Genomic DNA, 23,033 nt, shown 5'->3' on the forward strand with positions numbered 1-23,033 from the left:
TTTACGCATGCGCGGCAGCTCCGACGCGCACCTTCGGGATGTGTCCGACCGGCATCACCCTGATTCCGTAACGGCAGACTCGCCGAGCGTTCCGTCATCACCTGACGAACTTCTAATCTCCGCTATTCATCGCATAGGTGAACGTTGACTCGGCACTGTGATCGAGCTCCTCGGAACCGCGACCCGCCCACACCACCCGAACCGGAGTGAAGCCGCACATGGATCGTTGTTCGAAGTACCTGGTCACCGGCGGAGCCGGCTTCATCGGCTCCCATCTCGTGGACGCACTGCTGGCTGACGGAAACAGCGTGGTTGTCCTCGACAACCTCACCACCGGACGGCAGGAAAACCTCACCCAGGCGCGGGCGAACCCGCGCTTCCGCTTCGTCCACGGGTCCGTGCTGGATGCGCCGCTCGTCGACGAGCTGGTGCAGGAATGCAAGATTGTCATCCATTTGGCTGCCGCCGTAGGGGTCAAACTCATCGTCGAGCAGCCGTTGAGGTCGTTCATCACGAACACAAAAGGCACCGAAACCGTCATCGAGTCCGCGCAACGCCACGATCGCAGGATTCTCATCGCCAGCACGTCGGAAATCTACGGGAAGAATTCCTCCGGACCACTCAGCGAGACCGCCGACCGCATCCTGGGCAGCCCGTCCGTGGCCCGGTGGTCGTACAGCACCGCCAAGGCGGTGGACGAGATCATGGCCTGCCTCTACCACCGCGAGCGAGGGCTGAGGTCGACCGTGGTCCGGTTCTTCAACACCGTGGGACCCCGCCAGAGCCCGGCGTACGGAATGGTCATTCCGCGATTCGCCCGGCAGGCAGTGCTCGGGGAACCCCTCACGATCCATGCAAACGGCCGCCAGAGACGCTGCTTTCTGCATGTCGCCGACGCCGTCGCGGCGCTGCTGCTCCTGCTGGAACAGCCCGAGGCGGTGGGAGAGACCTTCAACATCGGCGTGGACGACGAGATCAGCATTCTCGAGCTCGCCAACCGGATCATCGCCGAGACCGGAAGCGTCTCACGGGTGGAACATCTGTCGTACGCCGAGGCATACGGAGCGGACTTCGAGGACATGGAACGACGAGTCCCCGACACCACGAAACTCCGCGCAGTGACGGGCTGGCAGCCCCGGCACAGCCTCGCCGACGTACTCGCGGACGCGATCGCGGACGCCCGTGCCGCATGGCGCGACAACCAGTCGGCACACGTGCCGGGCGCCCCGGAGCAACGTCTTCCCGTGACCGACGGGCCCGTTCCCGAAACCGCTCTGGCGGGACGGTGACCGGCATCAGCGCAGCGGTGCCGATGGCGGGAGCAGGCGTCGCGGCCCTGCTGCTCGGCGGGCTGCTGACGGAACCAATGCGGCGCTTCGCCCTGCGCCATGGGATCACCGACCGTCCCAGCGCCCGTAAAGCGCACACCAGGCCCACACCCTATCTCGGCGGTGTCGCCGTCGCGCTCGCCACCCTTGCCGCGGTTACGGCCGTCGCGCTCGCCCGGGGTGTCTTCGACCCGGTACTCGGAGTGCTGCTTGGCGGCGCGGCCATCGTGTGCGTCCTCGGGCTCATCGACGATCTGCGCCAGCTGGGCCCAAAGATCCGGCTGTTCGTCGAGACGTCGACCGCCACGCTGGTGGTAGTGGCAGGGGGACATCCGACCGTCTTCGGCGGCGCGGTCGACGCGGTGCTCGCCGTCCTCTGGATCGTCTTCATCACGAATGCCTTCAACCTGCTGGACAACATGGACGGCGCAGCGTCATCGCTGTGTGTCGTCATCGGCGGATTCGCCTGCCTGACTGCCCTGGCAGGCGATCCAGACGGCCTGGGTGTGGTGATGGCGGCTCTGGCCGGGGCCTGTCTCGGCTTCCTGTTCCACAACAGGAATCCGGCACGGATCTTTCTCGGTGACGCGGGCTCACTCTTCCTCGGCTTCACGCTGGCCTCCGCGATGATGGTGCGCCACGATGACGCCGCCGGCCTGTCCGGACCCGCCAGTCTGCTGCTCGCCACCCTGGTTCCGACGTTGGACACCACGCTGGTGATGCTGTCCCGCTACCGGGAGTCGAGGCCCCTGCTGCAAGGCGGCACGGACCATATCGCCCACCGGTTGCGGCGCATGGGGTTGACGGTGCCGCAGGTCGTCCGGACACTCAGCGCCTTCGCTGTGGTGGGCTGCCTGGCCGCCATGCTGGTGACCTACGGGTTGCTTGCTCCCGGCATTGCGCTCCTCGCCGCCTCCGCGGTGGGGATCGGGGCAGTGTGGCTGCTACTCAAAGTCCCCGCTGTGGCCACCGCTTCGCCACACGTCGCGGTCCCGGCCGGGGCCCTGGCCGACGGGGTCGCTCGTACAGCACTCCGGTTGAAACACAGTGGTGGGTCCGGACGCCGCCACAGGGCGGTCCGGCCGATGGGTGTGCCGCATTCACGAGAAGCCCGGAAGGCCACCGCATTGTCCCCGCCAGCGGGCACTCCGGTCGCACCGCAGTGATGTCGTAGAAGAGGCGGCATTCGGGTGATGCTTCCGCGAAAGACGCGCGACCGGGCCAAGGCCTCGCATTCGGGCGCCCCTCAGCACCTATGGTGCTGACCCGCGACGGCGCAAGGCCTCGTCGGCATCGGAAGGCGGCTCGATGACCATGACGCGTATCTGCGAAGTGATCAAGACCCTCGACGTCGGCGGTGCCGAGGTCCTTCTGGTCGAACGCCTGCGCAGGGCGCCCCGGTCCGACCGCGACTACACCGTGGTCTTCCTCCAAGCCGAGACGCAGGAACTGGTGGATGCACTCCGGGACTGCGGAGTGACACTCGTCGATCTCCGGTCTTGTCCGCGGAGGCTGCGCTACCTCGGGCTGCTCCGTGCCGTGCGGCGCCTGGCTCCGGACGTGGTCAATGTTCACTCCCCTTTGCCCGCCGCGGTGCTGCGCCCCGCCCTGCACCTGATGCGCCCGCGCCCGGCACTGATCTCGACGGTGCACTATGTGCGGTGTCACCCGCTGACGAGGCTGCTCGAACGGCCGACGCGGCGCCTTGACGATCTGACGGTGGCCGTCTCACCACAGGTGGCCGCCTCCGGATCCGTGCGGGGCGCTCGCCAGGTCCGTACGCGCATCCACGGGGTGGACGTGGCCGCGCAGCGCAGCTGGGCGCAACGAGCGGACCAGGTGCGGGAGGAGTTCGGGATCCCGGCGGAGGCCTTCATGCTGGCTTTCGTGGCCAACTTCCGTCCGGTGAAGAACCACGCGCTGCTGGTCGAAGCAGCCGCTCTGGTACTCGAGCGGCGTCCTGACGCGCTGTTCGTCCTGGCCGGGGACGGCCCTCTCCGCGAGCAGGTGCTCGCGGACATCCGCCGACGCGGGCTACAGGACCGGATGCCGTATCTGGGACGGATTCAGCAGGCCGGCCGGCTGGTGGCGGCTGCCGACATCCTGGTTCTGGCATCCCACTACGAAGCGATGCCCGTGGTGGTCATGGAGGCACTGGCATCCGCTGTGCCGGTGGTGGCCACCAGGGTGGGGGGAATCCCCGACCTGGTCCGCGACGGCGACAACGGCATCCTCGTCCAGCCCGGTTCACCACAACGGCTGGCGGAAGGCATCCTGCGCGCCATGCGGCCCGAGGTTCATTCCGCGCTCGCCGCCCGAGCACTCGCCGACACCACCTCGGTGGACGTTGCCTCCACCGCGGCATGGTTCGACAACGTCTACGCCGCCTTGGCGAGCGGAGCCCGGGAAAGCCGAAGAGGCGCCGTCCCGGGAGGAGCACAGGTCCGCTGACTCCTCCGCGTCCTCGGTCACCGCTGCCTTCTGTGGTGCCCGGCGTCAGTCGCCGCACGCCGGGTAGGGCTCCACATGAGCCCGCAGCGGTGTGACCAGCGGCTGGCGCCACAGCTCGGGTGCATGGTCGCTGACCGGCTCCAGGAGCTGGAGCGTCAGGGTACGAGCGCGCTGCGCGGGCAGTTCCAGGTCCAGCGTGTAGACCGGGTGTCGGAGTTCCTCGCCGATGCCCACCAAGGCGGTCCGGCCGTCGAGGGCCGCATCGGTGAGCTGTGCGCCCGTGCTGGCGTAGTAGGAAACCAGCACCCGGTTGTCTCCCGGCCGGATGGGGTACGCCGGCTTGTCGCCGCGCTGGGTGACGTAGGGAGGAAGCCCCGACCTCGGCGCCCGGTTGGTGAGAGTGATCCGCGCGGTGACGAGCCGACCTTGCGGCGTACAGCGGCCCGGAACCCAGCTCAGCTCTCGCTCCAGGTAGTAATCCAGCTTCCCGCCCGCAGCATTGTTGACGACGAGTCCGGCGAAGGGACCGGTCTCCTGGGGAAACATGCCGCTCAAAGGACGGGTCGACAGTAGACGTTGCTCGTTCTCCCGGGCGCTCCACACCTTCAGCCGTCCTGTCGCCGCGTCACCGTACGCTGCCTTGAGCAGTCCGGGAATCCGTCGCGGATCGTGGAAGGCGTCCACCAGGGTGGTGACTGCCGTGCGCGCCACCCCGAGGAGGAACGCCTTGCGCGCCGCGTCGTCAGAGTAGCGTGCGTAGCCCGTGCGCTCCGTGAGGTCCAGCATGTTGTCGCCGGTGAGCGCCGCGCCGTCGGGCAGTCGTCCCGGGCCCGCCACTCGCAGCAATCGGCCCAGGGTGGTGGGGTCCAGGGCGATGACCCCGTCCACGCTCTTGCCGCTGCGCTGGCGCCAGGTTGCCGCCCAGATACGGGCGGCGTAGGGGAAATGCGGGCTGAGATTGGAGTTGGCCCAGAAGCGGGTGGGCTCGTACCGGGCATAGCGGGCGGTGTATTCGGATCCCAGATCGACCGAAGGACTGCCACCCGTCACCCCGTCGTCATTGTCGAAGGTCTCGAAGTGCAGTTGTCCCCGTTCTGCGGTGAGCACGGCGAAGGCCCCCGGCATGCCGCCGGTGCCGCGGGCTTCCGCCGTGTTCTGGACGCCGACGAAATACCGTCGAAGACCCTGTTCCCCCAGCATCGCCGGCAGCACACGGGCGGCCACAGCGGCATCAGACGTGACGGGGGCCATCCGGTCGAGCAACCCCAACAGTTGCGTGCGTGCGTGGTCGGCCGCCGGCAGCCAGGTGGTACGGGGAAGACGGCCGGCCTCCGCGCGCGTCTCGGCGACCACCCGCGCCGCCCGCTCGAGAGCCGGAGCCTTGCCGTCGAAGGCGGACAGCAGGGCTCCCCTCCCGCCCTCACTGGAGTCATCAGCGAGTTCGGGAGCGATGCGCACGAACGGCAGAAGTACGTCGTGAGTCAACCGGTCGGCGGCGCTCGCCGCGCCGCGAACCGTTTCCGCGGGTCGGCCGAAGAACGGCACCTGCGCGAAGAGATACCAGGCGGGTCCGGTGGTCAGGCGATGCGCCCGGGCGGCGTGCACCGCCGCAGAGTTCATCGCTGCCCCCGAGGCAGCGTTCCCCGTCGTATCCACGACGGAGTGCCGCAGCGTATCCAGCGACCGCTGAGCGGCCAGCAACTCCGTCCGGGCAAGCAGACCGGTGCCCACGATCCAACCCGCTAGGGCAAGACACAGGACGGCGACGGCCAACAGCACGTGCCGGGCACGAGGCCGTGGGAATCGGCAACGCGCCGGCTCCGTCCTTGAAGACCGCCCCGTGTTTTCGATGAACTTGAGACGCTCACGCAGGTGTCGCAGCCGCACGGAGAACTCGGTAATCACTGGTTTTCGAGCCACGAGGCTGCTCCACCCGTACCGCCTCCGGGTGAGACCACTCCTGTCGCCCCGCGAAGAGCGTGGCCGGGCCAGTCGCCCAGACGATGGGACACAGCGACGGCAGCGGAGGCTGTGCCGGCCGCCCGCGCGCCACGCCACATCGACGACGTCCCCAAATTCTCCACACTCCTGACATGAGTCCAGGCCCGAACGGGCGGGGCAAAGTGGCTCTACACGCTCATACATGTCGCCGGGTAGCGTCCGATAACGCCGTTGAATACCCAAATCACTGGATGGCCCAATAAATCATTCTTACTTTGCCGTGTGCCGCCCATAGCCCCGCGCCCCGCTACGCGCAGCACGCACCACAGGACGGGGGGGCGGGCCAAGATGAGGGCTGCGGCTATACCGACGAAGGCGAGGAAGTGTTCTGCGTTGCGTTCGTAGCGTCGGTGGAGCCGGCGAGGCAGGACACGGTCCTCTCAACGACCCTTCTGTGGCGGGGGGACACTGGCGCCCCCAATGGCGCACGGTCCTGCGCAAGATCGCCGGGCACGGTTCACTCACGACCACGCAGCGCTACCTGCATCCCGACGTGCACAAGATCACCGCCGCCGGCGCCGCTCTCTCCGCCCACCTGAGCGTGCTGCGGGCCCCGCGGTCTCTGCCCGTACCGCTCGTCGTCGCCAACTGAAGCGGTCAAGCGCGCTGGTCCCCAACTGGTCCCCAAAACCGATCAAGGGGTCGTTCAGATTGCTCTGAAACGGCCCCTGACCTGTGACTCTTCCGAGTCGGGACGACAGGATTTGAACCTGCGACCCCTTGACCCCCAGCAGCACAATCTCAGGGCGCACAGCGTGCACATACGTACATGCTGTGCGCCCATCGACGTGGGCGCTGTGCCCAACTGGTCCCCAAGGGGCACCACATGCCCCTCGGGCCCGCCAGCCGTCAACACGGCCACCCGGGGGAAAGTGGCTCAGGAAGCGGTGTGCCGCCGCTTCCTTTCGGCTCGGCGTCGCAGGTCGCGAATGACCTCACACCAACGCCAGGAGCCGTCCCGGTCGCAGCCTTCGTGCCCGCCGGGCTCCCAGTCCGCAAGCTCTTCCAGCTGCTTGAGCAGGGCATCCGGTTCGACGGGGACACGGTAAGTACGCTCGTCGTCGAACTGCCCTGCGATGTCGTGCGGCCGGTGAGCAGCGCGGTAGTAGGAAAGCTGGGTGTCGGCCAGCCGGCGTACGGCGTAGCCGCCGCACTTGCTGCACCAGTCCCAGTCGTCACGAGCCAGCAGGTCCGCCACAGTCAGGAGGTCGTCGCTCGCCGCGAGGCCTCGATCCCGTGTATGCCCGCACAGGGGCGAGTGCCCCTTGCTTTCGAACTTGGGGTTCGAGTTCGTGGCATGACCCCGCGGCCGACAGTGTCCTCGACCCCGGGAAGAGAAAAGGGGCCCGGCCCTCCCGAGTGGTCTCGGGAGGGCCGGGCCCGTGTCATGCGCGGCCGATCGCCGCCGCTCTCACCAAGGACTCCGCACCCTGACGCCGAGGGCCCGGACGCGCTCCTGGGCCTGCGGGTCGAGCTTCAGCAGCAGGTCCTCGCCGACGACTCCGTCGCGCCGCCAGATGGTGCAGAGGGTCTCCAGACCCGCTTCGGCGACCTCCGGCTCCGCGTCGGCCGAGGTCTGCACCAGGGCTTCGACGACCGGCCTGCCCTGCAGTCCCGCGACCGCCCGTGCCGTCCGGGCCCGCTGCTCGGCCGGGACGGCCGGGTCGGCGAGCGAGCGCAGCACGTCCGCCGTGTCGCGGGCGTCCTGGCAGGGCAGCACCCACACCAGGTACACGAGCTGCGCGCCGAGCACGATCAGGTACTGCAGTGGCACGAGCAGGGCCACGGGCAGCAGCAGGACCAGGGGCAGCACGATCAGCCAGCCGCCCCGGATCCGCGAGGGACCGCCGGTCGGCGGCTCGAACCGCCGACCGGCCAGCAGGACGAGTACGAACATGTTCACGACCGTCAGGAGCGGCACCACGATCAGCCCCGCTCCCAGCCCCGCGCCGAACGACGCCCAGAAGGGATCGTCGCCCAGAACGGGCAGCACCAGGGCCGCGGCCACCCAGCCGAGAGCGGCGGTCATGACGTAGCGCTGTAGGCAGACCCACAGCCATCTTCCCGTACTCATGACAGCTATCAGTGGCTGCCCCGGCGCTTCGCCCGGATCGGCTGCTATGGGCGGCCGAGGAGTTGGCTGCCGGCCGTGTTGTCGGTGCGGGCGGTGAAGTAGTCGGTGAAGGCCTGGACGAATTCGTCTTCGGTGATGCGGCCGTCTCCGTCGTGGTCGAGCTGGCGGAAGCCGTGGTTGAGTTCGGCGGGGTGAACCCGGGAGCCGCCGAAGACCGTGCGGTACTCATCGGCGCACAGGTGTCCGCTGCCGTCGGTGTCCACCGCGTGGAAGACCGCCCGCACCGCGACATGCAGCCCCTGCTCGAGATAGGCCGGCCCGGCGTCGATCCCGGTGAGCATGGCGGTGACGAACTCCTCACAGGTCACCTGTCCGTCCTCATCAGCATCCATGCCGGTCCGTAGCTGCTGCCACCAGGTCTCGAAGGCGGCATAGACGGGAGCTTCGCGCTCCGGAGCGAGTTCGAGCGGCCAGCACACGTTGTGCGCCATGGCCTGCAGATCGGCCGAGCCGATGCGGCCGTCGCCGGTCTGGTCCAGGACCTGACGGAAGAAGGTCCGCAGACGCGCCGGGCGGGAATCGGCACCCTTGCGGCGGCGTGGTGCGGGAAGCCGGACGGGGCCTGCCGCCGGGGCGGAAGGATGGTCGGTGGGGGCGGTGGGAGGCTGCGGAGTCGAGGGGATGCCGGCCAGTGGGCTGCGGTATCGGCGGTGCTCGGGCAGCGCATTCATCAGCACCCGCATGCCGCGGTGCAGGATGAAGGACAGCAGGGCCGCGCGGCGGGTACGGGGCAAGCTGAAGCGCTCGCGGAAGGCTTCCGGCAGGTCCGCGACGGTCAGCGCACCGATCACGTGGGCGGCCACCGCGCGCACAAGCGGCCAGGCCGGCTTCAGACGGCCGAGGCGGCGGGGTGCGGGCGCTTCACGGAGCATGTCGAAGAGCAGGTAGCGCACGGGCTCGCCGTATTCGAGGCGCTCGCGGATCGTGCGGTCCACATACGCGGGCACGTCCGCGGCCGTGGCCGGGAACAGGTCGTCAGGCAGGCCGAACTCGGAACACACCGCACGGAATTCTCCATACATCTGATCCAGTTCAGACGGCGCCAGCGGGCGTCCGGACAGTTCCCGCATCGCCGTCATGCACTCGTACAAGGTGACCAGCACCCACACCCGCACCGCCGGGTCCAACGCCGTGAACGGCCTGCCCTGCTCGTCGGTCCCCGCCAGACGCCGGTGCGCGCGCTCCAGACGGGCGACCTCACGGCGCAGCCCTTCACGGTCGGAGAAAAACAGCCGCTTCCCGCTGTCCATGGTGTGCTCGATGCGCCGCCACGGGTGCGCGCGGTAGGTGGAAAAGTTGGTCATGCCGGCGGCGACCGCCGGATCCGCGGTCTGCAGAACCAGCAGCCGCCACGCCACCAACCCGATCCGCCACTCCCCCAGCGTGCGGCGCAGCAGCGAATCAGGGCCAGGAAGATCAGCGGTAGCCAAGGGGACGTCTCCTCAAGCACATGCACAGGAATGAACAAGGGACGACCGGAAGAGGGATCATCCGGCTATCCGCCCAGCCCAACGGCCCTACCGGAATCCGGGAGCGGCCAGGTACCCGAATTCACCCATCAGAGACACGCCTCAGGGCACCACGTGTCGGCGTACACATGTTCTGGGGATTGAGTGCAGCCGTTTCCGCACCGCACCTTCGCCTCCCTCATGCACGAGCGGCGTGGCCAGGACCTCTGTGAGGGGTGTACCTGGATTACCCAACCACTGGATGCTGATCGGCCCGTACTCATCGTCCGGTGCCGGCTGGCACGTGGTGGTCGAGATCGGCGCCCCACTCACGGTACGAGCCAGCACCAAAACCCACTGCAGAAGCGCGGCCGTATCGAGTCGCAGAAGACGGCAACCGGAGGCAGAGCGTATGTGGATACCTGATCTGCCATCCGACCGATCTCCTGAGGCTCGGTGGAAGGCGTGTGCGTCAGGCTAGGAGCAGCAGTGGCGTCCCTGACCACGCATTGATCAACCCGTCCGGAATCGGCCCCAGGTGGCCGAGTCCACATGGGCGGTACGACGGCCGACCCGTCACGGTGTTGCCGAGGGGAACGATCCTCCGGCACCACGCGAACAGGACAGCCGTGTGAGGGCGCGGGCATCGTCCCTGTGACTCAGCGGACTCCCAGGTCCTCCGGGGGTCGTTCGATGGCCTGGGAGCGGAGTTGCTGGGTGAGGCCCCCGTCGAAGAGGTAGGTCGCGCCGTTGGCGAAGTCGAAGACCGGTGTCGCCAGCGCCGCGACGGCGTGGACCACCTCGGCAAGGGTCGCGTAACGCTGGAGCGGGACGTCCTGGACGAGGGCGTCGAAGTGTGCCCCGTCGGCAGAGGTGGTCGAGGAGGTGTCGATGGGCCCGATGGCGATGGCCCGCGTCGAGATGCGGAGCGGGCCGTATTCCAGGGCGAAGCTGCGGGTAAGACTCTCGGCGGCGGCTTTGGCCGCGTCGTAGCCGGCCTTGTAGCGGTGTGCCCGGGTGCCGCCGACCGAGCCGAGGACGAGCATGGCGCCCGGTATCCCGTGGGCTGCCGCGGCCTCGGCGACCGTACGCAGGACCGCATAAGTGGTCACCAGGTTGTCCTCGATCGCCGCACGGAAAGCGTCGACGTCGTTGGTGGCGATCCGGGCGAGGTGGGGTACCCGCCCGGCAGCGTGGAAGAGCTCCACGCGTTCGGCTCCGTCGACGAATTCGTCGACGAGTTGGGTGAAGCGTTCCGTGCGGCAGTCGACAGCGTGCCATCCCCGCACCGTGCCGGCGGGGCGCCCGGCCGGTTCGTTGTCGACCAGGAGAAGGCGTCCCGGCTGGTCGGCGAGGTGTGCGGCGAGGGGGCGGCCGATGAAGCCGGCGGCTCCTACGACGATGCGGTGGACCATCAGGCCGCCAGGATTCGGTGGTAGAAGTCGCCCAGGGCGTCCGCTGCCTCATCCCACTGTGGCAGGGTCAGCGCCCCCGGCCCGCTCGCCGTCCGTTGTCCTTCCGGCGGGACGGTCAGGGCCTCCTGCCAGCGCAGCACGGCCACATCGTCGTCCCACGGCTCCACGATCTGCCAGTCCTCGAGCGCCGGCCCGTAGGCGTCCGCTCCCACCGGCGGTGGTGCCAGGATCCGGCGGCCTTGCTGCGCTGCTGCCACCAGCACCCCGCTGGACCACACCCGCTGGTAGGGCAGCGCGACCCAGTCCACCTGCTCCAGCAGGCGCCTGAACTCGGAACCGGGGTGGAATCCCGGAAGGTAGCGGACCCGGTCGTGGGCGGCCGCGATCTCGGTCAGGGTGCGGTGGGTGGCCGGATCGTCCGGGTACCCCGCGACCAGCAGCCGCTGCTCCCCGATGGCGTGCCGGACGAACGCCTGCGCGAAGGCGGCGGTCCGCTTGTACGGGCGCAGCCGGCCGAAGCAGCCGATCGTCGCGCCGTACGGCGATCCGCCTCGTCCTGGGACGAGTTGGGGATATCTGGGGTGGGGCAGGTGCAGCGCTGGGCCGGGCAGCCGGCTGCGGATCCGGCGTGCGGCCAGCTCGTGCTCTTTGGTGAAGAAGTGGGCGCCGTGCGTGAGCGAGTCGACCTCGTCGATGAACGCCACATTGCCGTGTGCCCCCTCTTCATGAGGGGCCAGGTCGTGCACCGTTTGCACCAGACGCGCACCGCTGGCGGCCAACTCCCGCAGCAGGGAGATCGCCTCCGCGTCGCCGAGCAACCTTGCGAGCATTTCGGGCCAGTGCAGGTGCACGATGTCCGGCACCGCCCCAACCAGGGGGGAGAAGCCTCCAGGGGCGAACCCTGGTTCGTCGCGACACAGGCCCGGGCGCATCACCACGGCCCCTCGGGCTGCGAGGTGGCTCTCCTGGAGTGCGACGTAGTCGTTCCAGCCGCAGGTCTCGGGTATCTGGAGCACGCGGAGTTCGGTCACCGCACAGCCACCCTCGGAAACTCCTCTCCAGGGCAGAACTCCCCGGGTGCGGGGAAGTCCGGGGATGACGGCGCCGTACGGGTCATTCGTCCTCCACCGTGTGATGACAGTGCCGCCGATCCGCAGGCATGCGCGTAGCAACGGTTGAACTTGATGTGTCCGCGATGAATATTCACAGGTGAGGCGGCCGACAGCGCCCCTGATCCGGGAAGTGGCTGGATCCGACCGGCGTCGGGCGTGCGCCAGGTCGCCGATAACGGACCGGGATTTCGGCCGCCGGACCTTCAAGCACGGGTTCCCCCGCTGCTTGCCGAGTTCGCAGCTGCGGCCCGACTGGAGGAGTACGTGCCCCGCACCGACAGCCTGAGAGCGTCTCGGCGCCGGACATGACCACTCCCCTTGACGTCGAGCGTGCCGCCCTGGGCGGGGCGGTGTCGATCACACGCTGTCGCGGAAGCGGAACCGAGCGTCAAGGAACAGATACCGCCGCGGTCCGGAACGCATCGCCGCGTCAAAGGGACACTTCCCGTGGTCGAGCGGGCCGCCGCCGATCAGTGCTGCTGCCGTCCTGGCACTCCCGGCTGCAGCCTTCCGAAGACGTGGGCCGGGCGACCCCGACCGGCGTCGCCCCGATCCGCTCGGCCACCCGGACGCCCTGGGGCGGGTCGCGGAGCGACTGGGTGACCGGGGAGCGTCCCGGGGTGTTCATGCAGCGGCGGTCAGCTGGTCGACCTGCCGGGCCCGGTATGGGAGGAGGCGGCGTCCCATCGGGATCGTTCTACGCACGATGCGGCGCCTCTGCTCCCTGGCTACGGCCGCTCACGCGTACGCCCCACTCGGCACGGCCGCAGGCGGAGGTCATCCGACCCGGGTAGCGTGCTAAGTGGCGCTGTCGTCGAACATGGGCGTCTGTCGCCCCAGGGTGCGCGCTTGGCTCGCCATCGCGGCGTGGCCCTGTCCGGACACGATTCCGCGGCTGGTCACCGCGGCGGCTGAACTGTCGCGTGGAGATCGACACCGGAGCGAGCCCCACGTCGAGCCAGGACACTCGCCCGTCGCGGTAGTGGCACGCGAAGAGGCCCCGGGGCCCTTGGAACTTCGGTTTGACACAGCGGCGGAGGTATGTGTCATGACATTCATGGAGAAGCACCGGTTCGCCGGCGGTCACACGGAGAAGACGATCCTGAAGCTCTCGTGGGAGGGCGAGTTCTTCGGTGTGGGTCTCTTTGAGGAACTGGCCGGAATGTATCCCGCGCATGCTGACGAGATGACGGCGTGCGCGACGATGGAGTGGTTCAACACCCACTACTGCGAGCCCTTCGCCCACGACGCCGGTATTCACGTCACCCTGGAGACGGCAGAGAAGCTCGGACGGGAAGGAGCGGCGCTCGCGCGGCACTACCGCACGTTCGAAGGCATCGCGAAGGCCACGGTCGAAGAGACCAAAGAGGTCGATCCGCTGTTCAAGCAGCTCGGCAAGGGCGCCGGCACCCCCGAGCTGAAGGCACTCGGGGACGACCTGCTCGACCACGAGAACGCGATGCGGGACTGGATGCGGTCCGAGCTGGACGGGAAGTCCGACGGTGCGGCAAAGGTCTTCGAGTATCTCGAACGTCACGGGATCACGAGAGAGGACGCCGTGACCCCGCGGGAAGACAGGGAAGACTCCGCAGGGGATCAGCAGCAGCTCGTCCTGGCGTTCTTCGACAGCGAGGACGAGGCCGACCGGGCCGCCGAGGCACTGAGGCACTGGGAGAAGGCCACCGAGTACATGAAAGTCGATGCGCTCAAAGAACTGGGCGGCACTCCCCAGGCCCACAAAGTGGCCAAGGTGACGGCGGATTAAGGTCCGCTGCTGGTGGGCGTGGTGGAGGCCGGGGCGGCCCGGGGCCTGAGGGCTACGCGGCCGGCCCGTCGCTCTTGCCCGCCCCGGCCTGAGCCGGCAGCTGCTCCAGCAGGCCGGCATCGACCGTTCCACGGGGGTGACGGGCTGTGAATTCCATGGCGATCTCCGTCTGCCGGAGCATGGACCCGGTGCCCAGCGGTGAGGCGTGCCCTTCCGGTTGAATGAATCCCGTGACGCATGCTCTGGGTTTCACCGAGGGCGACCTGCGCCGACTGGCCGGGACGCGCTCCTTCGAACGGGGGCTCGGCATCTGTCCGCGGTGTCCCGGCCGGACATCGGGGTCGCGGTGATCACCGCGACCGTGGACGGCACCGACGCCTACGAGGTCGAGCTGACCGAGGACGAGGACGGTGGGCTGACCGGCTGGTGCGACTGTCCGTACGGGCAGGACGGCAACTTCTGCCGTCGACGGCGTCCCCTGGTGGCACGACCCACGACTCGGCTTCCACCACAGCACGCTGATCTCCCCACCGCAAACGGGAATGCTCCTGACCGCCTCCCCACTCACCGCACCGGACGCAGCCCGGCACGGACTCGTCAACCAGCTCACCGGCGAGGGCAAAGCCCTGGACGCCGCGCTAGCCCTCGCCGGGCGGATCCGCGCCAACTCCCCGGAGGCAGTCCGGATCACCTGACAGGTCGTCGAGGCCACCCGCGGACGTGACGATCACGCGGCCTTCTCCGTCCAGGACCCGATCACCGCACCTGTCTTCCGCACGAACTCGGCAGCCGAAGGCGCCCTCGCATTCTGCGAGAAGCGGCCCCCCGCCTGGACAACCTGACCGCAGCCTAGGCCGGCGGGAGGTACGTGGTGCGACTCTCCCGCGAGGCGGTGCGCAGTGCTGCGATGACGGCCGTGGTCGTCGGATTGGCCGTCCATGGGTGCGCACTGGCCGGAGGTGTCGGGCTGCGAGCGGGACGTAACTGGTTTGCCGTGAGGGCTTCGGCACCGTTCGGACGGGTGGACACCGGCTCAATCAAGAGTGGCGAGATGATCGGCGTCGCCCCCGCGCCACTCGATGAGGAACATGGTCGCGTCGTCGCTGGTGATGCCACCTCGTTCCTGTTTCAGGGCGTGGGAGAGCGCGCGCACCACCCGCCGTACCCCGATGTGGTCACGGACGACGCGGTTGGTCCACTCGATGAGTTGTTCCTCACCGAACTGCTCCCCGCCGGCTTGGTGCTCCTCGATCAGGCCGTCCGTGAAATACAGCAACCGGTCCCCGGGCTGCAGCATCCGCTCGCTGACTTGCGGCTGCTCACCGCCGAAGCCGACCGGCAATGTGGTCGGGCTCTCCAGCCGGTCCACCACGGCGCGGTCACGGATCAGCAGCGGTGCCGGGTGACCTGCATTGACCCATTGCAGCCGGCCCGTGGCGACGTTCAGACACATCATCTGCGCGGTGACGAAGTGTTCGTGGCCGAACTGTTCATTGATGGCCTGGTCCATGAACGCATACACCTGAGACAGCCCGGTGTCGGCCCGTCGCGTATGACGATAGGCACCGATGGCCACCGTCGCCATGGTCGCCGCGTCCAGGCCGTGGCCCATCGCGTCGATCATGGCCACATGCAGGATGTCGCCGTTGAGGGCGTAGTCGAAACTGTCTCCGGCAGCCTTGTACGCGGGCTCCAGGATTCCGGCCACCTCGACCTGAGGAACAGTCATCGACAGCGGAGGCAGCAGCGACCACTGGATCTCGGCTGCCACGCTCATCGGGGCGCGGCGGCGGGCCTGGAAGAACAGGTCGGTGTAGGCGTCCTTGGTGACGATCATGTCCGCCACCAGACCGGCGAGCCGACGCAACAACCGCCGGTCGTCGTCATCGACGCTGTCCAGCGTGACGGCCATCACCCCGATCTGGTCACTGCCGTCGAGGAGCGGCAGATACATCCGCACACTGCCGTCCTGCGGCACCTCCACCGTTGTGCGGCTCAGAAACGACTCGCCGGCCGGGGAGTCCTCGACCGGTTCGGGGTCGCCGACCACCAGCCGCCGGCCTGACAGCGGCACGAGCAGCATTTGTTCATAGTCCTGCAGGAGGATCGAGAGATCCCGGCCACCGACCCTGGCCACCTCCTCCGCGACGAGCGGGGCGAGCAACTGCGGCGGCATCTCGTGCGCCCGGTCCAGCAGCACGCCCAGCAACCGCTCGCCGAACCCCTCCGACCGGTCCACCCCGAACGTGCTCGACTTCCGCCCGTCTTCGGCCATCGCTGCTTGCACCCCTTCGTCGCGCTGCCACGGGAACCTCACTGGGTGACCGTCTCCCCGAGGTGCGTGCCAGGCGGCCTCGTGCCCGGCCTCGGTGGCCAGGCACCGGAACGAGGCGGTGCCCGGCCAGGATGGGCATTGCCTCTTCCACCCCCTCGGCGCTTGTGGCTCCAACGCCCGGCCACGTGTTCCGGCTCACCGTGCCCTGGTCCCAACGCACAACCCCGGCACCCTCGGATCCATCCGGCGGTCGCCGAAGGGCCCGCTCGAGCCGCTCACACGACCCGTACACCCGGGGCAGGGGCCTTTCGCACGATAGTGATCAACCCGTCCAGCCTGACACCGCCAACCGGCCCAAAGGGCCGATTACGCCAGAGGCGGCATGTCGCACCCGGTCGGAACAGGAGGCGTACAGGGTCTCCGGCGCAAGCGGGTCCTCCTCCCGTGACCGGCCAACCCAGCGTGACCGATGGCCGAGCAGGACCGGTACATGGTGTCGCGGCGATCGGCTCCCCGCCCTCGCCACCCCACGCGACGATCGCACTGCGGCGGGCGAGCAGTCCCGGCCAGGATCAGCGTTCCGCAAGCTCCCTTGCAGGGACGCTCACTGATGACAACCCTGGCCGGACTCCGCCGGGCGGTGTCAGCTGAGGTTCTTCTCCAAGGCCGCGACGTACTGCTTGACGGGGTGGTCGCGTACGGCGTCGGCGGCCGGTGCCAGGAGGTCCGCGGTCATGCCCTTTGCCCGGTCGGTGAGGGCGCCGAGCAGTGGCATGGAGGAGCGGATGCGACCGGTGGAGTCGATGTAGCGCAGGGTGTTGACGTGGGTGTACGCGGGCTCGGGCGGGAGCTGGGGGATGATGTCGTTGTTGTTGACGAAGCGGTGCAGCCGGTCCTTGAAGCCCTTGTTGCAGGCGGCGGCCAGCAGCCGGTCGCAGGTGCAGGGCTGACCGAAGGTTAGATGCCGTCCGCCTGCAGGCGGGGCTCCTCCAGGTAGAGCCGGCATCCGGCCAGCATCGCCAGGGCGCCGCCGAGGCTGTGCCCCGTGAACCACACGCTCTGGTCGTTGTCTCGGAGCTCGGCGAGGGTGCCGCGGACGGAGGGGAAGACGGAGTCCAGGGCCTCCCCGAAGCCGTAGTGGACGTAGCCGGTCTCGGCGGGGCCCGGCCAGGGCGGGGTGGTGGCGTCGGAGAGCCAGTCGCGGATCTGGGCCGGTTCCGTGCCCCGGAAGCCTGTGATGATCATGCGGTCGCTGGCGATGGTGTACGCCTGGGTGTCCTGGAGCGGGAAGGGCGGCGTGAAGCGGGTGTGGTGGTGGCGCACCCGGTCGAAACCCCACTCCCGGGCCTTCTGCTCGATGGCGTCCTCGTCCTCGTAGGCCAGCTCGGCGGCCTGGACCATCCCATAGGCGAGCTCAACGCTGTATCCGCGGGCGTTGTGGTCGATCGTCGACCGTGCAGACATGAGCGGCATCCCTTTCCACCAGATGCGCCACCGTTTCCGGGCTGCGGGCTTCGGAAAGGCGACTCTCGACAGGTCTGTCGTATCGGTCCTGACCGCTGTGCGATCGGCGACGCGCGTGATCTTCACTCTTGCGCAGCAGTTCACTCCCCCACTCCGCGGCTCGTCACAGCGCGCGAGGGCGGTGAGCGGTACGCGATGTTTCCAGGCCGGCCGGGTGGCCGGCGAGCCGGCCCCCGCCGTCGTGCCCGAGTTCGGCCAGCGCAGCGCCTGTCCGGAACTCATGCCGTCACGATCGCCGTTGCGAGACGGAGAAGATGGTGCGGTGCCTCTCCTTCGGGTCCACGCGATCGGCGGACAGCCGTCCCACGCACAGAGACACCGACATGGCAAACGCCCTCCCTGCCCTGTCGCACTGCAGCTGCCCGTCGGCCAGGCGGCGGCTATGCCCATAGGGCCCTACGCGCAGGGGCATGCGCCATGCGGCCACCACAGTTCTGTCAGATCCGTGGGGCGTCCCGCTCACTGGCGGGCCATGTGCATGCGCATCTCACTCTCGGCGTCGATGATGAGGTCTCCGGACAGGTCGACGGTGACGCTGTGCAGGGTGCCGGTGAAGCGGAACGGTGCCTGGTAGTCGGGGGTGACGGCCGATCCGGGGTTGGCGCCGCAGGCCATGCCGCCCGGATTGAACGTGACCGGGGTGGTGACCGGCATGTCGCTCTCGCCGACCAGGCGGCCGTCGATGTAGAGCTGGGCGCGGCCGGGTGCGCCCTTGCCGTGGGCGATGTCGGGGGCGCCGGTGGGCTCGAACTCGAAACGCAGCGCGTGCCGCCCCTCGGGCACGGTTTCGCCGGAGGCGACGTGGTGCAGGGCCCGCTGCACGTAGTTGTGGGCGTAGTGGAGGTGGCCGTCCTTGACGTAGAGGGACCAGCCGCCGGCGTTGGTGCCCTGGCTGATCAGGACGCCCTCCGCGCCACCGGGCGGGATCTCGACGTCGGCGGTGACACTGTGCGGGCGGTTGAGGACCCGGGGCGCGACCGCCGCGGGGAGGGACTGGGTGCCGGGGCGCAGGGTGTAGCTGGTCCGGTTCTCGGTGATCTGCGGGCGCTCGGTCATCAGGCGCGCAAAGGCACTGCCGTCGATCGGCATCACGTTGTACTTGCCGGCTTCCATGTACCACAGTGCGATCATCTCGATGAGTTTGCTGCGGTGCTCCTGGGCGAGGTTCCGGGTTTCGGCGATGTCCTCGTCGACGCGGTAGAGCTCCCAGTGGTGGGCGTCGAGGTCGTCGAGGTCCGCCATGGTGACCGGGGCGCCGAAAGGCCGCCCGGCCTCGGCGAAGGAGGGGCCGGGCCAGGGGCAGACCGCCCGCCATCCGTCGTGGTCGATCGCCCGGTGCCCGAACATCTCGTAGTACTGGGTGCGGTGGCGGCTCGCCGCCGCTGCGTCGTCGAAGGTGTGCGCGAAACTGACCCCGTGCAGGGGCGACTGGGTGACACCCCGAATGGTCGCGGGTGCCTCGATGCCGAGGACGTCCAGGACGGTGGGCACCATGTCGATGATGTGCGCGAACTGGTCGCGGACCTCACCGCGGGCCCGGATGCCGGCCGGCCAGTGGACGAGGAACGGGTCGCTGACGCCACCGCGGTAGGTCTCCCGCTTCCACCGCCGGAACGGCGTGTTGCCCGCCCACGTCCATCCCCACGGGTAGTGGTTGAACGTGGCCGGGCCGCCGATCTCGTCGATCCGCGCCAGGCTCTCCTCCAGCGTCTCGGGCGCGTTGTTGAAGGCCTGCAGCTCGTTGGTGGTCCCGGTGACCCCGCCCTCGGGACTCGCCCCGTTGTCGGAGACCACCATGATCAGCGTGTTGTCGGACTCGCCGGTCTCCTTCAGGAAGTCCAGCAGCCGCCCGAGGTGGTGGTCGGTGTGGGAGAGGAACCCGGCGTAGACCTCCATCATCCGCGCAGCCAGACGCCGCGCGTCGGGCGTGAGCGACTCCCACGCGGGCACGTCCGGATCGTGCGGGGACAGCTGCGCGTCCGCCGGCACCACTCCGAGCTCCTTCTGCCGGGCGAAGGTGCGCTCGCGGTAGACGTCCCAGCCGTCGTCGAACCGGCCCCGGTAACGGTCCGCCCACTCCTTCGGCACATGGTGCGGGGCGTGCGCCGCACCCGTGCACAGGTTCAGGAAGAACGGCTTGTCCGGGGCGACCTGCTTGGCGTCGGCGATGAACGAGATCGCCCGCTCGACCAGGTCCTCCGTCAGGTGGTAGCCCTCCTCCGGCGTGGCCGGCGGCTCGACCTGGTGGTTGTCGTACACCAGGTCCGGATACCACTGGCTCGTGTCCCCGCCCAGAAACCCGTAGAACCGCTCGAAGCCCCGCCCCAGCGGCCACCGGTCGTACGGGCCCGCGGCCGACTCCTGCTCCGATTGCGTCAGGTGCCACTTGCCGACCATGTACGTGTTGTAGCCGTGCTGCAGCAGCATCTCCGACAGGAACCCGTTCTCGAACGGGATCTGCCCGTCGTAGCCCGGGTAGCCGGTGGCCAGCTCCGTGATCGCCGCCATGCCGTTCGCGTGGTGGTTGCGGCCCGTGATGATGCAGGAGCGCGACGGCGAGCACAGCGAGGTGGTGTGCATGTTGCTGTACAGCAGCCCGCCCGCGGCAAGCGCGTCCAGATTCGGCGTCTCGATCGGACTGCCGTAGCAGCCGAACTGCCCGAACCCCGTGTCGTCGAACACGATGAACAGCACGTTCGGCGCACCCGCCACCGCGCGCACCGGCTGCGGCCACGCCGGACTCGACTCCTCGGTCGTCCGCCCGATCACCCCCGGGAACCTTTGTCCCGGCCGGTACTCACTCCACGACGACTGCGCCATCTGTCTCCGTCCCACCACCGGTGCGAGCACCGGTGCTGTGTGTGCGGCTGTGCGGCCTGCCGCGACCACAGAGCCCTGCCACCGACCTGGGATCCGTATCGCACGGCTGGGCAAGAGGCCCCGGCCGGGGCCAGGGCCCCGGGCTCCTCCACGCTAGGACGCCACCATCACCACGGCGAGCGGGGTGCGCCGTCTGGCCCTCCATGCGAGAAGGCGCTATGGGGCGGTGCGGACGTCGCCGACGGCCTGGCAAACCAGCGCGCGCAGTCAGCCCGTCCAGGGCCTGGAGGCCGCTGTGAGCGCGCGTGGCGAGTCGGCGGGTGAAATCCAGCTCGGCAACGTCGTTCGTACGGCCGGAGACGGCGATCAGAGGCGCGCTGGGAAAGGCGCAACCCGTAGCCCGTCCGCCATGGCCGGACCGTGGTGGCGGTCCGGCCGGACGGGGATTCGCTCCGTCCCGGCCGGCTGCCAGGGCGGAGCGAGGGGGCCTACGGGGTTGGGCTCAGCGGGTGCTTGCGCGCCGGCGCCGGCGGAGCACGGCGGCTCCGCCCGCCAGGGCGAGTGCTGTGCCGGAACCGCCGGCAAGGAGCAGCGTGGAGGACGGGGCGTCATCCGCCGTGCGCTGGAGGCTGTAACCGCTGGAGTAGCCCGTGGTGTCGTACTCCGAGCCGGGCAGCTTGTCGGCGTAGCGGGCCTTGACCAGTTTCTGGTAGTCACCGAGCGACACCGACGCCTGGCCGCCCAGTCCTTGCCGGGCCTGGTCGTTGAGGGGCTCGACGGTGGTGAGCTTGAGCTGGTACCAGCCGCGGATCTGCGGCTCGGTGAAGACCAGCGTGCCCACGGTGGCCTTGCCGGCGTACGTGGCGTCGCTGTCGCCGTCGCGCACGGCTGCCAGGTGCCAGCCGCCGCCCTGGGTGGGGGCGAGCATGACGGTGGCGTCGCGGCCGTTGACGGTGGTGCTCAGCGAGGAGACCAGCCCTGTCAGCTTGATCGCCTCGGTGGGCAGTGGCTGGGCGGTGCCCGCGACGAACCCGGGCGTGATCTCGTTCCGGGCCACCGGGTCCTTGATCGTGAAAACCGGGAGGCCCTGGCAGGGCTCGGCCGTTTCGGGGATCGTCTGCACCGGCTCGCCGGCGTCGCCGGTGGGCACCGGCGTGCGCAGGAAGCGGCAGACGGCGTTGCGGACGTCGGTGGACTTCACCGCGTCGAGGGCGGCCTGGTAGTCGGGGATGTCGGCCGGGAGAGGGTCCTTGGCCGGGACCGCGTGCGTCGGACCGACGACGGACAGCAGCGCGGATGCGCTCACTGCGATGACGAGGGACAGACGGGAGAAGCGAGAGGCCGTCCGCTTGCTGGACATTTCGGTGCCGCTGGTGTCGCGCATGTCGCCTGCCTTAGCGGGAGATACCGATGCGGGAGTGGGTCCACTTGGACGAGCTGTTGCTCACGTAGTCGTTGTAGTTCCACCACGTGTACGTGGTGGTCTCCGGCCACGGGTCGGCCACGGCGATCGTGGTGTTCGACGTGTCGAAGCCGTAGACCACGTTCATGTGGCCGCCACCGGACGTCCACCCGATGCGGGCACCGATCGGCCGGGCCGCCTTGACGTCGGTGTACACCTGGTTGAACGTGGCCGCGCTGCTCAGGCCCGAGCCGGTGTGGGCCATGCCGAGACTGCTCCAGCCCCTGGCCATGTCGTCGAGCGTGGCGGGCTGGTTGTTGCAGCCGTAGTAGGGCTGAGCCCGGTTGCAGAAGTCCGTCTGTGTGGAGCCGAAGCCCTGGAACTTGGCGATGGTCAGCCCGGAGGCGACCCAGCACCACTGGGTCTTCTCCTGCTTCAGCATGCTGATGGTGTCCTGACCCGCTTCCGCGTGAGCCGTGCCTCCCGCGGCCGCGAGCGACCCCAAGGCGGCCAGCGCGATGGCCGACGCCGTGGTTCCGTACCTGAACCTGCCCATTTTCCTGCCTTCCCCTGATGGGTGCACGAGATGAACGGGGCAACCTGGCAGGAATATGACAGCGCATCATGTCTGAGGCACATAGGGATCTTGCAAGAAATTACCCCATACTGATTATTTGTTGGGTAATCATGCGACTCGGGCAGCGCCGGAGTCGGGCCGCCGGAGAGCAGGCCCTTGCGGCGCAGAGTCCGTTCGCGGCCGCGACACCCGGGGTCGCCGAGCACTCCCCACGGCTGATCCGCACGACGGGACAGACGCCTGCTCGCTCTCGGGCGCATCCTGTTCGCTCTCGGGCGCATTGGGCTGGGCCGATCTCCCCGCCCGGACCTGCAGTGACGGCGGGCGCGGGCAGGGCGGGAGCTCCCGGCACGGCCGAGGCACCAGCAGCACGTACCAGCCGCCCCGGCTCGGTCATCCACCACACCAGTGGGTCGACGCGAGGCCACCCGTACGCCGGAACCCTGAACCGCGGACTGCGAGTGCCCTCTCCGCAGCGGGCCCTGTCGACGGGGTGGCAGATGCCACCGGCTCTGAGACGCAGTGGCCGCGTGACGACCACCACACGGGGGCGCGGGGGATGGCTTCCGCCCCGAGGTGGCACCAGCTACGGCCGGATGGTTCCGTCGCCTGGATGATCACGGCGGGTTCGGGGTAACTCCCAGCATGATCACTGTTGGGGTCGAAGAGGAGTACCTGCTGGTCGCCCCGGAGACACTGCTTCCCACGCCGCTCGTGCAGCAGGTGCGTGCCGCGGCCCGCCTGGCACCCATCGCGGAGGAGCGAGAGGTCCAGGACGAGC

The 23,033-nt window shown here is 69.0% G+C and carries 16 protein-coding genes and 2 pseudogenes; 6 read left to right on the forward strand and 12 right to left on the reverse strand.

Features of this window, described 5'->3' with window-relative positions; translation table 11 throughout:
- The first annotated feature begins 206 nt into the window (after window positions 1-206).
- From ACFY04_RS34290 to ACFY04_RS34300, 3 genes are all read left to right on the forward strand, one after another.
- Window positions 207-1,289 carry a GDP-mannose 4,6-dehydratase gene (locus tag ACFY04_RS34290; protein ID WP_389123003.1) on the forward strand — a complete coding sequence of 361 codons (1,083 nt, stop codon included), beginning with the start codon at window positions 207-209 and terminating at the stop codon, window positions 1,287-1,289.
- Window positions 1,286-2,494 (forward strand): MraY family glycosyltransferase, encoded by a 1,209-nt coding sequence (locus tag ACFY04_RS34295; RefSeq protein ID WP_389123006.1) that lies wholly within the window; start codon window positions 1,286-1,288, stop codon window positions 2,492-2,494. Before ACFY04_RS34290 ends, ACFY04_RS34295 begins: the two co-directional genes overlap by 4 nt.
- 142 nt (window positions 2,495-2,636) lie before the next feature.
- On the forward strand, window positions 2,637-3,779 hold the full coding sequence (locus tag ACFY04_RS34300) for a glycosyltransferase (RefSeq protein ID WP_389123009.1): 1,143 nt from the start codon (window positions 2,637-2,639) through the stop codon (window positions 3,777-3,779).
- Between the two features lie 45 nt (window positions 3,780-3,824).
- Here the strand turns inward: ACFY04_RS34300 and ACFY04_RS34305 are convergent, their stop codons facing one another.
- Together ACFY04_RS34305 and ACFY04_RS34310 are read right to left on the reverse strand one after the other, a co-directional pair.
- Entirely contained in the window at window positions 3,825-5,510 is a 1,686-nt protein-coding gene (locus tag ACFY04_RS34305) for a DUF4012 domain-containing protein (RefSeq protein WP_389123012.1), read from the reverse strand.
- 548 nt (window positions 5,511-6,058) lie between these two features.
- A pseudogene (locus ACFY04_RS34310) lies at window positions 6,059-6,180 on the reverse strand (IS5/IS1182 family transposase); the annotation flags it as partial.
- Between ACFY04_RS34310 and ACFY04_RS34315 the strand changes: the two are divergent.
- Window positions 6,175-6,372 carry a hypothetical protein gene (locus ACFY04_RS34315; protein ID WP_389123014.1) on the forward strand — a complete coding sequence of 66 codons (198 nt, stop codon included), beginning with the start codon at window positions 6,175-6,177 and terminating at the stop codon, window positions 6,370-6,372. The pseudogene ACFY04_RS34310 and the gene ACFY04_RS34315 overlap by 6 nt on opposite strands.
- Window positions 6,373-6,657: 285 nt before the next feature.
- Here ACFY04_RS34315 and ACFY04_RS34320 read toward each other — a convergent pair whose 3' ends face one another.
- The 5 genes from ACFY04_RS34320 to ACFY04_RS34340 form a co-directional block, all read right to left on the reverse strand.
- A complete protein-coding gene (locus ACFY04_RS34320; protein ID WP_389123017.1) occupies window positions 6,658-6,978 on the reverse strand; it encodes a hypothetical protein in 321 nt (106 codons plus the stop codon).
- A 213-nt stretch (window positions 6,979-7,191) separates the two neighbouring features.
- Entirely contained in the window at window positions 7,192-7,854 is a 663-nt protein-coding gene (locus ACFY04_RS34325) for a hypothetical protein (protein ID WP_389123019.1), read from the reverse strand.
- A 44-nt stretch (window positions 7,855-7,898) separates the two neighbouring features.
- Complete coding sequence (locus ACFY04_RS34330) at window positions 7,899-9,344, reverse strand: oxygenase MpaB family protein (RefSeq protein ID WP_389123021.1); 1,446 nt, start codon at window positions 9,342-9,344, stop codon at window positions 7,899-7,901.
- A 677-nt stretch (window positions 9,345-10,021) separates the two neighbouring features.
- Window positions 10,022-10,777, reverse strand: a complete 756-nt coding sequence (locus ACFY04_RS34335; protein WP_389123023.1) for an SDR family NAD(P)-dependent oxidoreductase — start codon at window positions 10,775-10,777, stop codon at window positions 10,022-10,024.
- Window positions 10,777-11,808, reverse strand: coding sequence for a hypothetical protein (locus ACFY04_RS34340; protein WP_389123025.1), 1,032 nt, complete (start codon window positions 11,806-11,808; stop codon window positions 10,777-10,779). The genes ACFY04_RS34335 and ACFY04_RS34340 overlap by 1 nt, the downstream gene beginning before the upstream one ends.
- Window positions 11,809-12,946: 1,138 nt before the next feature.
- Between ACFY04_RS34340 and ACFY04_RS34345 the strand changes: the two genes are divergently transcribed.
- On the forward strand, window positions 12,947-13,654 hold the full coding sequence (locus tag ACFY04_RS34345; protein ID WP_389123027.1) for a hypothetical protein: 708 nt from the start codon (window positions 12,947-12,949) through the stop codon (window positions 13,652-13,654).
- A 542-nt stretch (window positions 13,655-14,196) separates the two neighbouring features.
- Window positions 14,197-14,349 carry a hypothetical protein gene (locus tag ACFY04_RS34350; RefSeq protein ID WP_389123029.1) on the forward strand — a complete coding sequence of 51 codons (153 nt, stop codon included), beginning with the start codon at window positions 14,197-14,199 and terminating at the stop codon, window positions 14,347-14,349.
- Window positions 14,350-14,687: 338 nt separating this feature from the next.
- Here ACFY04_RS34350 and ACFY04_RS34355 read toward each other — a convergent pair whose 3' ends face one another.
- The 5 genes and pseudogenes from ACFY04_RS34355 to ACFY04_RS34375 all read right to left on the reverse strand — a co-directional run bounded on the left by ACFY04_RS34355 (window position 14,688) and on the right by ACFY04_RS34375 (window position 22,231).
- Window positions 14,688-15,929: a PP2C family protein-serine/threonine phosphatase gene (locus ACFY04_RS34355; protein ID WP_389123031.1), complete on the reverse strand. Its 1,242-nt coding sequence runs from the start codon at window positions 15,927-15,929 to the stop codon at window positions 14,688-14,690.
- Between the two features lie 643 nt (window positions 15,930-16,572).
- Window positions 16,573-17,393: pseudogene (locus ACFY04_RS34360) on the reverse strand (lipase family protein).
- Between the two features lie 519 nt (window positions 17,394-17,912).
- A complete protein-coding gene (locus ACFY04_RS34365) occupies window positions 17,913-20,222 on the reverse strand; it encodes an arylsulfatase (RefSeq protein WP_389123033.1) in 2,310 nt (769 codons plus the stop codon).
- A gap of 553 nt (window positions 20,223-20,775) precedes the next feature.
- Window positions 20,776-21,657: a hypothetical protein gene (locus tag ACFY04_RS34370; protein WP_389123036.1), complete on the reverse strand. Its 882-nt coding sequence runs from the start codon at window positions 21,655-21,657 to the stop codon at window positions 20,776-20,778.
- Between the two features lie 10 nt (window positions 21,658-21,667).
- Window positions 21,668-22,231, reverse strand: a complete 564-nt coding sequence (locus tag ACFY04_RS34375; protein ID WP_389123039.1) for a papain-like cysteine protease family protein — start codon at window positions 22,229-22,231, stop codon at window positions 21,668-21,670.
- Window positions 22,232-23,033: the final 802 nt, after the last annotated feature.

Source organism: Streptomyces sp. NPDC001549 (assembly GCF_042894025.1).
Classification (GTDB): domain Bacteria; phylum Actinomycetota; class Actinomycetes; order Streptomycetales; family Streptomycetaceae; genus Streptomyces; species Streptomyces kutzneri.